An 11,854-nucleotide genomic window follows, 5' to 3' on the forward strand; every position below is an offset into this window, starting at 1 on the left:
CTCACTATAGACCCCAGGACTTTTTCAGCTCTGGCAGCGTGGGCAAAACACACTGGCGCGCTGGCCGAGCTTCACTTCGCGCAGCCCGGTGCCGCAGACCTTGCAGTGCTCACCACCGCGGCCATAGACAAACAGTTCCTGCTGGAAATACCCCGGCTGACCGTCGCCACCAATAAAATCGCGCAACGTCGTGCCGCCACGTTCGATGGCGGCGGCGAGGATGCGTTTGATCTCGATCGCCAGCTTCAGATAGCGCCCACGGGAAATGCCCCCAGCCTCGCGGCGCGGATCGATGCCGGCGGCGAACAGCGCTTCCGTCGCATAAATATTGCCGACCCCGACCACGATTGCGTTGTCCATGATGAACGGCTTGACCGCCATCGACCGCCCGCGTGACAGCTGAAACAAGCGCTCGCCATCGAACAGATCGGTCAACGGCTCCGGGCCGAGGCGAATCAGTAATTCATGATTAAGCGGATCGTTGCTCCACAGCATCGCCCCAAACCGGCGCGGATCGGTGTAGCGCAGCGCCAGCCCCGACTCCAGTTCGATATCGACGTGCTCATGCTTGAGGGCCGGCAGCCCCGCTTCGACCAGACGCAAATTGCCCGACATGCCCAAATGGCTGATCAACGTGCCGACTTCAGCGTTGATCAACAAATATTTGGCACGCCGCTCGACCAGCACAATGCGCTGCCCGGACAGGCGCACATCGAGGTCTTCGGGGATCGGCCAGCGCAACCGCCGGTCACGCACGATCACCCGGCTGACACGCTGGCCTTCCAGATGCGGGGCGATCCCGCGACGGGTGGTTTCGACTTCCGGCAGTTCAGGCATGGTGTCCTCGAATCAATGCGCGCCGAGGTCGCGAATCGTTTGTTTGAGGGTTTCGAAATCGTAGTCCGACAGACCGACGTAATCGAGAATCAGCGGGCCGATGCTGTTCCACTCGTGGTCTTCGGTCTGGTTGCCCAGCACGCGATACGACGCACAAATGTGTTCGGCCATCTTCAACAGCGCCAACAGATTCTTCAACTGGCTGTTGCGCGACGACTCGTCGCTGAAAATCGCCAAGGCGTTGTGGTGATTGGCGATCGCGGCACTGACATGCTCCGGCAAACGCCACGACTTCGCTGTGTAATAGCCGACCACCGCATGGTTGGTGTTGAACGTACGGTTTTCGGTATCGACCACGCGACAGGTCGGGCTGGCGTTGGCATACGCCTCTTCCAGCACCGACATGTAATTGGGGAAACGCTGCAGCATCAACGGCACGCCGCAATCGTGGAACAGGCCCAGCGCATAGGCTTCATCGCCGGCCTGAGTGCCGATGCGTTTGGCCAGCGTCAGGCAGGTCATCGCCACGTCTTGGGCGGTGTCCCAGAAACGGTTGAGCGTGACGATGGTGTCGTCATTCATCTCGCCCTTGATCGACTGCGCGTTGATCAGATTGATGATCGAACGGCTGCCCAGCAGATTCACCGCGCGCTGGATCGAAGTGATCTTGTTGCTCAAGCCGTAATACGGCGAGTTGACGATTTTCAGCAACGAACCGGACAGGCCGGGATCCTGGGCGATCAGCTTGGCGATCACCTCCAGATCCGGGTCGGGCATGTACTGCTCCATTTGCAGATCCACCATGATCTGCGGTTGCGCCGGCACGCTGATGCCTTGCAGCGATTGTTGAATCTGTTCGGTGGTCAGCTCTTGGGACATATGTACACACTCAGGGACAGGCGGCGATTCTAACCGCTGAGACCGCAGGGCGACACACCGACGGGCACATCGGAGGAACTTTCATTCAAGCCCAGGCTTCGGACTTGGTAAGGCGCGGCGAAAATTTTCTGGCCGCTGCGCCAACAAATTCCCACTGACTCAGGAGCTTATCGATGGCCACTTCCCTCAACGGCAAGCGCGTCGCTTTTTTGGTAACCGACGGTTTCGAACAGGTCGAACTGACCGGCCCCAAGCAAGCGCTGGAACAGGCTGGCGCACAGGTCGACATCCTCTCGGCCGAGGCCGGCACGGTCAAAGGCTGGAACCACGACAAACCGGCGGATGACTTCAAGGTCGATCAGACCTTCCAGGCTGCCAGCATTGAGCAGTACGACGCGGTGGTATTGCCGGGCGGCGTGCAAAACTCCGACACCATTCGCATCGATCAGGACGCGCAGCATCTGGTCAAAACCGGCGCCTCGGCCGGCAAACCGATTGCGGTGATCTGCCATGGCAGCTGGCTGCTGATTTCGGCGGGGCTGGTGAATGGCAAAACCATGACCAGCTATAAAACCGTCAAGGATGATCTGGTCAACGCCGGCGCGCATTGGGTGGATAAAGAAGTGGTCAAGGACGGCAACCTGATCAGCAGCCGCCAGCCGGATGATATTCCGGCGTTCAGCAAAGAGCTGATCAGCACGCTCACTGCCTGATCCGTATTCCTCCATTCCACACCGATCCATTGTGGTGTGGGGGATTTCTCCTTTCACACTGATCAATTGTGGCGAGGGGATTTATCCCCGTTCGGCTGCGCAGCAGTCGCAAAACCTGACAGCGCGGTGTATCAGACATACCGTGTCAGATGGATTTGGGACGGCTGCGCCGTCCAACGGGGATAAATCCCCTCGCCACAGATAAATCCTCTCACCGCAGATAAATCCCCTCACCACGGGTAAATCCTCCCACATTGGGAACGCACCACGTGTCCATTTGCCGGCCAATCAGCCGGCCTGACGCGCTATACTCCCGCTCTTTTTTCCGGAGCGACGTCATGTCCCTGCCTAGCCTGCGCCTCAAAGCCAACGCCGACCGTCGCCTGCGCAACGGCCACTTGTGGGTCTACAGCAACGAAATCGATGTGGCCGCCACCCCGTTGCACGGCTTCAAGGCCGGCGATCAGGCGATCCTCGAAGCCGCCGGCGGCAAGACTTTGGGCATCGTTGCGATGAGCCCGAACAACCTGATCTGCGCCCGTCTGGTGTCCCGCGACATCAAGGTGCAACTGGACAAGTCGCTGCTGGTGCACCGCCTGAACGTGGCCCTGTCGCTGCGCGATCGCCTGTTCGACAAGCCGTTCTACCGCTTGGTCTACGGCGACTCCGACCTGTTGCCGGGTCTGGTGGTTGACCGTTTCGGCGACATCCTCGTAGTCCAGATCGCCTCGGCGACCATGGAAGCGCACAAAGATGACGTGATCGCAGCGCTGACCCAAGTGCTCAAGCCAAGCGGCATCCTCTTCAAGAACGACTCCGCCGCGCGTGACGCTGAAGGCCTCAATCGTTACGTCGAAACCGTGTTCGGCCTGGTGCCGGAGTGGGTGGCGCTGGAAGAGAACGGCGTGAAATTCGAAGCCCCGGTCATTCAGGGTCAGAAAACCGGCTGGTTCTACGACCACCGCATGAACCGCGCACGCATGGCGCCTTACGCCAAGGGCAAACGCGTTCTCGACCTTTATAGCTACATCGGTGGCTGGGGCGTGCAAGCTGCCGCCTTCGGTGCCAGCGAAGTGTTCTGCGTCGATGCATCGGCCTTCGCCCTCGATGGCGTTGAGCGCAACGCCGCACTGAACGGCTTTGCCGACAAGATGACCTGCATCGAAGGCGACGTCTTCGAAGCGCTGAAAGAGCTGAAAGCCAGCGAAGAGCGTTTCGACGTGATCGTTGCCGATCCGCCGGCGTTCATCAAACGCAAGAAAGACATGAAGAACGGCGAAGGCGCCTACCGTCGTCTGAACGAGCAAGCCATGCGCCTGCTCAACAAGGACGGCATCCTGATCAGCGCTTCGTGCTCGATGCACCTGCCGGAAGACGATCTGCAGAACATTCTGCTGACCAGCGCCCGTCACCTGGATCGCAACATCCAGATGCTCGAGCGCGGCGGTCAGGGCCCGGATCACCCGGTGCACCCAGCCATCGCCGAAACCCGCTACATCAAAAGCATCACCTGCCGTCTGCTGCCAAACAGCTGATTGGTCAGTAAAAACGGGGGGCCCAAGGGCTCCCCGTTTGTTTTTGGGCGGTGCAAGGCCGTCTATTTCACTTCAAATTTAGCCGACTCCTACAATTAACTTCCTACAATCTTGCAGGAATTTTCCGCGCACCTGTTAATTAGCGAAAAACAACTGACAAGTTTGTACAAGGGGCGAGATCGCTCCGACAAAATTACTGGATTTTTCCTACTTAATCTCCACTTGCCATTAATCGATTACAAACTATTATTGAGTTGTCACCACGAGGTGGCATTCAATCTTAATGAACAAGGAGTTCATACTATGAAAGCAATTACTCTGGAAACCAACAAAATCGCAAACCTCGCTTTTCTGGTTGCGCCTAAAGCCCGCTAAGTAAGTCAGGACGCTGGGGAGTGCCGGCACCCCAGCGTCCATCAGCCCTTTCCAGAGTGAAGCATTGAACATGCACATCAATCCGTACTTATTCATATTGCCGCGCACGCCCGGACAAATCGTCTGGAACTATAAAGAACACACTCAACATGAACTTGATCTTGATTACGCTTCAAGACTGGCGAAACTTATCGACAACCCGAACGCATTCGACAGTCGCAACATAATAGACATACAACTATTAAGCGTGGGAATTTTAACCATTGCAAAAATAGACAACCCGCCTTGGGGCTGGGATGAGTTATCCAAGATATTTCATATAGGTACGCAGAACATTCCCTGCGAAGAGACACCCAAGAATATTAATGAATGGTCCAGACAATATCTGGATCATTGCAATCACGTACTGAGCAAACCACCGCCCGATAAAGAGCACCCCACGCTGGAAGGCGCGCGCATCGCGCTGCCGGCGCCTGCCGTGCTGAGCAACGACCGCTTGGGAAACGTCCTGCGCCAGCGCAAAACCAGTCGTTCCTTTACCGGTGGAGCGGTCACGCTGAATGACGTTTCCACCCTGCTCTATCTTTCCCTCGGTTATCTGCACGAACGCCAGCAGGATCGTGACAGCAGTATCGCCCTCGGGCTTGATGCCCGTCGCAGCAGTCCTTCCGGCGGCGGTTTGAATGCGTGCGAAGGTTTTGCGCTGGTGCAGAACGTCAGCGGCCTGAAACCCGGCATCTACGCCTATCACCCGGTAGAGCACGCCTTGAGCCTTATAAACCCGCTGCCCGACTCGGCGCTGGGTCAACTGCTCGGCGGACAACACTTCATCAACAACCTGCCGCTGGGCCTGTTCATTACCGCGCGTTTCGACAAGCTCTGGTGGAAATATGAACACTCACGCGCCTATCGCATGGCGTTCGTGGAGGCTGGGCACTTGTCGCAATCCTTTCAGTTGGTTGCCACGGCCCTCGGTCTCGGCACCTGGCTGACCGGCGCGTTCTCTGATGATCAGGTTGAAGCCCTGCTGAAAATTACCGGCAGCGCGGAACAACCGTTGTTCTTCGTCGGTTGCGGCGCCAGCGACGGTCAAGCGATGTGTCAGGAAATGCAGGCGCTGTTGCTGGAGGTGCAAGCATGAACGCAATCACCTCCGACCAACTGGAAGCCTCAGTGTCATGGGCGCACAAGTTCACCCTCGATGACTGGAACGGCCGCGCATCGGTGCGCACGTCTCAACACACCTATCAATTGCCGGATGACCTGCAAGAACAGCTGAAAACCCGCCACTGGTTTCCCCCGGCCTTTTTGCCGTACCTCTCACACCCGGCCATTCGCGCTGCTGGCAGCGACGTCATGCAACGGCTGACGGCCAATCATCTGGTGCATTTCCTCGACTACACCACGCTGCTCGAACACCGCATTGTCAACCGCGCCGTGGAAACCATCGTCCACGGCGAGCTGCCCGCTTTCGTGCCCTCGCGCATGAAAAATGCGGCGCTGCAGCTGTACACCGACGAGGGCTATCACGCGCTGTTCTCCAGTCAACTGGCCGAGCAGATCGCCAGCCAGTACGGCATTACCGAGCGCCCGGTGATGCCCATGCGCATTACCCAGTTGAACACCGCGATTACCCGAGTGCCCGAGACGGATCGCCCACTCGCGTGGTTTCTGCTCGGCTTCGTCTCGGAGACGATCATTGCCCGGGAGTTGCTCGAGGTTTGCCGTGACACGCTGGTCTCCAGCGTCAGCGACATGCTGCGCGATCACCTCGCCGACGAGGCCCGTCACAGCCGCTATTTTTCAGAAGTGTTCCATTACCTGTGGCTGACCCTGAACAGCCGTCAGCGCACCTTCAGCGCCAGAATGCTCCTGGAGTTCCTGCGAATCTTTTTCGAAGTCGACGAGCGCTGGCTGAAACAGAGCCTGCGCAGTGTCGGGATTGCCGACGACGTCATTCGCAAAATCCTCGACGGATTGATCAGCCCCAGAGCCAGTCGTCAGCGCACCAAGGCCGGGGCGAAGGCAACGCTGGAGGCGATGACAAAAGCGGGATTCTTTGCCCTCATCAATAACCGCAAACTGTTCGCCAAGGCAGGCCTGGTCGATGAATAGAGGAAAAGCCGCAGTGACCGCCGGGCAACGCCGCGGCGCGGTCAGTCTGTTGATGGCGATGGTGCTGCTGGGAGTGTTTCCGCTGGATGTGCTGCTGCCATCGTTTCCGGCACTGGCCGAGCACTTTCGCACCACTCCAGCCAACATTGCGCTGTCGATCAGCCTGTTTGCGGTGGGCATCGCTTTTGCGCAACTGCTGATCGGGCCGCTGTCGGATGCCATCGGGCGCAAGGGTTTGCTGCTTGTGGGCATGAGCGTTTCGATGCTCGGCGCCCTCGGTTGCGTAAGCACCAGCGATTACACGCTGTTCCTGATATTCCGCGTGATGCAGGCCCTGGGCTGTGGCTGTTTCGTGTTGTCGCAGGCCTTGGTGCAGGATCTGTTCGAAGGCGAGCAGCGCGATCGGCTGCGGATCCTGATGGTGACTGCATCGGGGATTTTCATCTCGGTATCGCCGCTGGCCGGCACCTTCCTGCAGGCCACACTTGGCTGGCGCGGCAGCTTCTGGGTGTTTATCGGGTTGGCCGCCGTGGTGCTGATCAAGGCGTGGCTGTTTCTGGACAACAGCCGGCCGGCTCACAGCGGCGCTCGCCCCGGCTTCATTCGCTCTTATCGGCGAGTGCTGGGCGACTTCGAATTCGTCAGCTACTGGCTGATATCCGCCTTCGCCTTCGCCTGCCACTTTTCCTTCATCGTGATTTCCCCGCTGATCTTCATGGATCAACTGCAAATAGCGCCTTATGACTTTTCACTGATTCTGTTGATCTACGGCGCGGCCTACATTGTCGGAGGGCTCGTCGCTACAGTCCTCAGCCGACGAATCAAACCCGGCCAACAAATGCTGGTCGGGCTTGGCCTGATCCTGCTGTCGGGGCTGGCGATGCTGTACCTGTCGTCGAACTTCGCGTTGACGTCAGCGACCGTGCTGATTCCGATGCTGATCTGCACCGCCGGCACCACCATCGCGCGCCCGGCCGCCACGTCGAAAGCCATGGGCCTGTTTCCCGAGCTTGCCGGTACCTCGGCGGCGGCGGGCAGCACCCTCACTTTTATCTGCGGCGGCCTTATCAGCGCATTGATCAGCCTGAGCCCGGCCAACCTGCAAGCCACGCTGGGTTACAGCTTTGTCCTGCTCAGTGGCGTGGCGCTGGCGTTGAACAGTCGGATCAGCCGTCGCGCCAGAATCCATGAAAGCCATGCCATGACGCAGCCGGGCGGTGATTAAAGCTGCCGGTCGTCATGCCACACGCACCGTCGGCACTGGAACAACACTTTGCGCCATTCCCTCCAGACGCCAGCGGTGTAGAATCGGCAGATTCATCGCCATTCATCCCCGGCGGGTTTATGAGCTCAGGCTGAGACCAGCGGCGATCCCGCAACGTCATCGGCAACTTCCGGACACACGGCCATTTCTGAGTGTTCCAGAGGTCAATAGAAGCTCACTCCCATTTAGTACCTGATTAGCCGCCCGGAGTGCTCCATGCCAGATTATCGCTCGAAAACATCCACCCACGGCCGCAACATGGCCGGCGCCCGCGCACTGTGGCGCGCCACGGGGATGAAAGATGACGACTTCAAAAAGCCGATCATCGCCATTGCCAACTCGTTCACCCAGTTCGTACCGGGCCACGTGCACCTGAAGGATCTGGGCCAACTGGTCGCCCGCGAAATCGAACGCGCCGGTGGTGTAGCGAAAGAATTCAACACCATCGCCGTGGATGACGGCATCGCCATGGGTCACGACGGCATGCTGTACTCGCTGCCGAGCCGCGAGATCATCGCCGACTCCGTCGAATACATGGTCAACGCCCACTGCGCCGACGCCATCGTGTGCATTTCCAACTGCGACAAGATCACCCCGGGCATGTTGATGGCTGCCTTGCGCCTGAACATTCCGGTGATCTTCGTTTCCGGCGGCCCGATGGAAGCCGGCAAGACCAAACTCGCCTCCCACGGCCTCGACCTCGTCGATGCCATGGTGATCGCCGCCGACGAAAGCGCTTCTGACGAGAAAGTCGCTGAGTACGAGCGCAGCGCCTGCCCGACGTGCGGTTCGTGCTCCGGCATGTTCACCGCCAACTCGATGAACTGCCTGACCGAAGCACTGGGTCTGGCATTGCCGGGCAACGGTTCGACCCTCGCCACCCACAGCGACCGCGAGCAGTTGTTCCTGCAGGCCGGCCGCACCATCGTCGAGCTGTGCAAGCGTTACTACGGCGAGAACGACGAATCGGTACTGCCGCGCAACATCGCCAACTTCAAGGCGTTCGAGAACGCGATGACGCTCGACATCGCCATGGGCGGTTCGACCAACACCATCCTGCACTTGCTCGCTGCCGCCCAGGAAGCCGAGATCGATTTCGACCTGCGCGACATCGACCGTCTTTCGCGCAGCGTTCCGCAGCTGTGCAAAGTCGCGCCGAACATCCAGAAGTACCACATGGAAGACGTGCACCGCGCTGGCGGTATCTTCAGCATCCTCGGTTCGCTGGCCCGTGGCGGTCTGCTGCACACCGACCTGCCGACCGTGCACAGCCGCAGCATGGAAGAAGGCATCGCCAAGTGGGACATCACCCAGACTGACGATGAAGCCGTGCACCACTTCTTCAAGGCCGGCCCTGCCGGTATCCCGACACAGACGGCGTTCAGCCAGTCGACCCGTTGGGAAACCCTCGATGACGACCGTGAAAACGGCTGCATCCGCAGCGTCGAACACGCCTATTCGCAAGAAGGTGGTTTGGCCGTGCTGTACGGCAACATTGCTCTCGATGGCTGCGTGGTGAAAACCGCTGGTGTCGACGAGTCGATCCACGTCTTCGAAGGCAACGCGAAGATCTTCGAAAGCCAGGACAGCGCCGTACGCGGCATCCTCGCTGACGAAGTGAAGGCTGGCGACATCGTCATCATTCGCTACGAAGGCCCGAAAGGCGGCCCGGGCATGCAGGAAATGCTCTACCCGACTTCGTACCTGAAATCCAAAGGTCTGGGCAAAGCGTGCGCATTGCTCACCGACGGTCGTTTCTCCGGCGGTACGTCCGGCCTGTCCATCGGTCACGCTTCGCCAGAAGCAGCGGCCGGCGGCGCGATCGGTCTGGTGCAGGACGGCGATAAGGTGCTGATCGACATTCCGAACCGCTCGATCAACCTGTTGGTCAGCGACGAAGAACTGGCGGCACGCCGCGCCGAACAGGACAAGAAAGGCTGGAAACCGGTCGAGATTCGTCCACGCAAAGTGACCACCGCCCTCAAGGCCTACGCCCTGCTGGCGACCAGCGCCGACAAAGGTGCGGTGCGTAACAAAGCGATGCTTGACGGGCTGTAAGCATCAAATCGCCGAAACAAAAATGCCCCGCCTGAGTGCGGGGCTGATCGTTCCCTGTAGGAGCTGCCGAAGGCTGCGATCTTTTGATCTTGCCCTTAAAACAAGATCAAAAGATCGCAGCCTTCGGCAGCTCCTACAGGGGGTTACTGAATTTCTTCTGGCTTGACGATCACCCAGTTCTTGTCCGCCGTCACCGGCAACCCTTCCTTCGCCTGCGCCGCTGCGTGTTTGGCCATCATGCCGTTCAACTGCGTCATGTACTTGTCCTTGCGGTTGATCCACAGGTGAATCCCGCCCTTGGCCACGTCAACATCGTGGAACAGCATGTAACCGTCGCTGGTCGGCGTATCGCCACCGACCAACACCGGTTTTTTCCACTCGTCGATGTAAGTGAGGATCGCCGCATGTTTGCCGGCCATCCACGTCGCCGGCGTCCACAGGTATGGCGTCAGCTCCAGACCCAAATTGGCCTTCTCGTCATATTTACCGGCGGTGATCTGCTTGCGTGCAGTGGTCAGTTCGTTAGTATCGCGGTTTTTCAGCAGCGTGGTCACACCGATAACGTTTTGCGGTTTAACGTTGTAGCCGTACTTCGGATCCGCCGCGACCATGCGCACCAGTTCCTCGGAAGCCGCGGTCATCACGTAAACCTCGATGCCGTTCTCCATCAACTTGTTGTACAGCTCTTGCTGGCCGGTGAAGATTTTCGGCGGATTGACGTCGAGCTTCTTGACCACATCGCCTTCGTAATAAGTCGCCGGCACCGGTTTGCCCGAAGCCATCAGCTCGTCGACGTAGCCTTTGAGTTCTTTGAGGGTGAAACCGGAAAACACCTGCGCCACCCACGGGTAGCAGACCATGTCGTCGACTTCGCAGAGTCGGTAGTAGTAACTGAACAGGCTTTCCTTGTGGTCGGCGGTGTCCTTGAACGGCATCAGTTTCAGGGAGGGGTCGAGTTTGTCGCGGGTGATCAGGCCCTTGTTTTCCATGAACGGCAGCAACGACTCTTCGAGGTCGTAGCGGTAACTGGTGTTGTCCATGTCGAACACCGCGTAGTTACCTTTGTTGGCGTTGGCCGCGATCATCGCGTCCAGCGCTTTCGCCTGATCCGCCGGCCAGTGTTTCAGGTCGGTGGCGAAAGCCTGAGAAGCCAGGCCCATGCCCACCGCCAGTGCGACAGCCAGAAATTTCGGTGCGAATTTCATCGACGCTTTCTCCCTGATGTAAAAGCATCGACGCTAACAAATGTGTATGACAGTCCTCGTCTGTCAGCGACCGCCCACGCCGCTATTTGCGCCAAATGCATTGCCGAGAGCGACAAGCGCTTATTCCAAAAACGACGGACGCCCTAAGATTTCGGTATTAAATCATTGCAAATCAAGCTGTTAGGCTTGCCGGTTCGCAGCAGCCCCGGAAGGCTGTTGGCAAAGTCTTTCTGGAGTTCTTATGAACCTACCGTTGATTCTCAACCTGCTGGTGTTCCTCGCCCTGCTGTTCGGTCTGGCGCAAACCCGCCACACCACGTGGAGCCTGGCGAAAAAAGTCCTGCTCGCACTCGCTCTGGGCGTGGCTTTCGGCGTGGCGCTGCACACCGTTTACGGTGCCGGCAACCCGATTCTGAAAACCTCGATCGGTTGGTTCGATCTGGTCGGCAACGGCTACGTGCAGTTGCTGCAAATGATCGTTATCCCGCTGGTGTTCGCTTCGATCCTCAGCGCCGTGGCGCGTCTGCACAATGCGTCGTCGTTGGGCAAAATCAGCTTCCTGACCATCGGCACCCTGCTGTTCACCACCGCGATTGCGGCGCTGATCGGCATCGGCCTGACCAACCTGTTCGGCCTCACCGCTGAAGGTCTGGTCGCCGGCACCCAGGAAATGGCCCGTCTGCAAACCATTCAGACCGACTACGCCGGCAAGGTCGCCGACCTGAATGTGCCGCAACTGCTGCTGTCGTTCATCCCGCAAAACCCGTTCGCCGATCTGGCGCGGGCCAAGCCGACCTCGATCATCAGCGTGGTGATTTTCGCCGCATTCCTCGGGGTTGCCGCGCTGCAACTCCTCAAGGATGACGTCGAGAA

Annotated in this window: 10 protein-coding genes; 7 read left to right on the top strand and 3 right to left on the bottom strand. The window is 58.8% G+C overall.

Annotated elements, in window-relative coordinates; translation table 11 throughout:
• Positions 1-24: 24 nt before the first annotated feature.
• Together mutM and ACIP66_RS16900 are read right to left on the bottom strand one after the other, a co-directional pair.
• The gene (mutM, locus tag ACIP66_RS16895; protein WP_282358479.1) at positions 25-837 is read right to left on the bottom strand and encodes a bifunctional DNA-formamidopyrimidine glycosylase/DNA-(apurinic or apyrimidinic site) lyase; all 813 of its coding nucleotides are present in this window, start codon (positions 835-837) and stop codon (positions 25-27) included.
• A gap of 12 nt (positions 838-849) precedes the next feature.
• A complete protein-coding gene (locus tag ACIP66_RS16900) occupies positions 850-1,662 on the bottom strand; it encodes an HDOD domain-containing protein (RefSeq protein ID WP_172680168.1) in 813 nt (270 codons plus the stop codon).
• A 227-nt stretch (positions 1,663-1,889) separates the two neighbouring features.
• On the opposite strand from ACIP66_RS16900, the gene ACIP66_RS16905 reads away from it, so the two are divergent.
• The 6 genes from ACIP66_RS16905 to ilvD all read left to right on the top strand — a co-directional run bounded on the left by ACIP66_RS16905 (position 1,890) and on the right by ilvD (position 9,776).
• Complete coding sequence (locus tag ACIP66_RS16905; RefSeq protein WP_400649273.1) at positions 1,890-2,429, top strand: type 1 glutamine amidotransferase domain-containing protein; 540 nt, start codon at positions 1,890-1,892, stop codon at positions 2,427-2,429.
• 338 nt (positions 2,430-2,767) lie between these two features.
• Positions 2,768-3,964 (top strand): class I SAM-dependent rRNA methyltransferase, encoded by a 1,197-nt coding sequence (locus ACIP66_RS16910; RefSeq protein WP_212545090.1) that lies wholly within the window; start codon positions 2,768-2,770, stop codon positions 3,962-3,964.
• 445 nt (positions 3,965-4,409) lie between these two features.
• Positions 4,410-5,480, top strand: coding sequence for a SagB family peptide dehydrogenase (locus tag ACIP66_RS16915; RefSeq protein ID WP_400649276.1), 1,071 nt, complete (start codon positions 4,410-4,412; stop codon positions 5,478-5,480).
• Positions 5,477-6,454 (top strand): diiron oxygenase, encoded by a 978-nt coding sequence (locus tag ACIP66_RS16920; RefSeq protein WP_400649279.1) that lies wholly within the window; start codon positions 5,477-5,479, stop codon positions 6,452-6,454. The genes ACIP66_RS16915 and ACIP66_RS16920 overlap by 4 nt, the downstream gene beginning before the upstream one ends.
• Positions 6,447-7,679: an MFS transporter gene (locus tag ACIP66_RS16925; protein ID WP_400649282.1), complete on the top strand. Its 1,233-nt coding sequence runs from the start codon at positions 6,447-6,449 to the stop codon at positions 7,677-7,679. The genes ACIP66_RS16920 and ACIP66_RS16925 overlap by 8 nt, the downstream gene beginning before the upstream one ends.
• Positions 7,680-7,934: 255 nt before the next feature.
• Complete coding sequence (ilvD, locus tag ACIP66_RS16930; protein WP_212545094.1) at positions 7,935-9,776, top strand: dihydroxy-acid dehydratase; 1,842 nt, start codon at positions 7,935-7,937, stop codon at positions 9,774-9,776.
• A gap of 143 nt (positions 9,777-9,919) precedes the next feature.
• On the opposite strand, the gene ACIP66_RS16935 is transcribed toward ilvD, so the two are convergent.
• The gene (locus ACIP66_RS16935) at positions 9,920-10,981 is read right to left on the bottom strand and encodes a haloacid dehalogenase-like hydrolase (RefSeq protein ID WP_400649284.1); all 1,062 of its coding nucleotides are present in this window, start codon (positions 10,979-10,981) and stop codon (positions 9,920-9,922) included.
• 241 nt (positions 10,982-11,222) lie between these two features.
• On the opposite strand from ACIP66_RS16935, the gene ACIP66_RS16940 reads away from it, so the two are divergent.
• Positions 11,223-11,854, top strand: a 632-nt coding sequence (locus ACIP66_RS16940) for a cation:dicarboxylate symporter family transporter (protein ID WP_400649287.1), incomplete at its 3' end; no start/stop codon positions are given.

Source organism: Pseudomonas sp. NPDC088429, assembly GCF_044753305.1.
GTDB classification, from domain to species: domain Bacteria; phylum Pseudomonadota; class Gammaproteobacteria; order Pseudomonadales; family Pseudomonadaceae; genus Aquipseudomonas; species Aquipseudomonas rustica.

Coding starts and splice junctions, on each gene's coding strand:
- ACIP66_RS16915 (WP_400649276.1), top strand. CDS start 4,410: ATGCACATCAATCCGTACTTATTCATATTGCCGCGCACGCCCGGACAA.
- ACIP66_RS16910 (WP_212545090.1), top strand. CDS start 2,768: ATGTCCCTGCCTAGCCTGCGCCTCAAAGCCAACGCCGACCGTCGCCTG.
- ACIP66_RS16925 (WP_400649282.1), top strand. CDS start 6,447: ATGAATAGAGGAAAAGCCGCAGTGACCGCCGGGCAACGCCGCGGCGCG.
- ACIP66_RS16935 (WP_400649284.1), bottom strand. CDS start 10,981: ATGAAATTCGCACCGAAATTTCTGGCTGTCGCACTGGCGGTGGGCATG.
- ACIP66_RS16905 (WP_400649273.1), top strand. CDS start 1,890: ATGGCCACTTCCCTCAACGGCAAGCGCGTCGCTTTTTTGGTAACCGAC.
- mutM (WP_282358479.1), bottom strand. CDS start 837: ATGCCTGAACTGCCGGAAGTCGAAACCACCCGTCGCGGGATCGCCCCG.
- ilvD (WP_212545094.1), top strand. CDS start 7,935: ATGCCAGATTATCGCTCGAAAACATCCACCCACGGCCGCAACATGGCC.
- ACIP66_RS16920 (WP_400649279.1), top strand. CDS start 5,477: ATGAACGCAATCACCTCCGACCAACTGGAAGCCTCAGTGTCATGGGCG.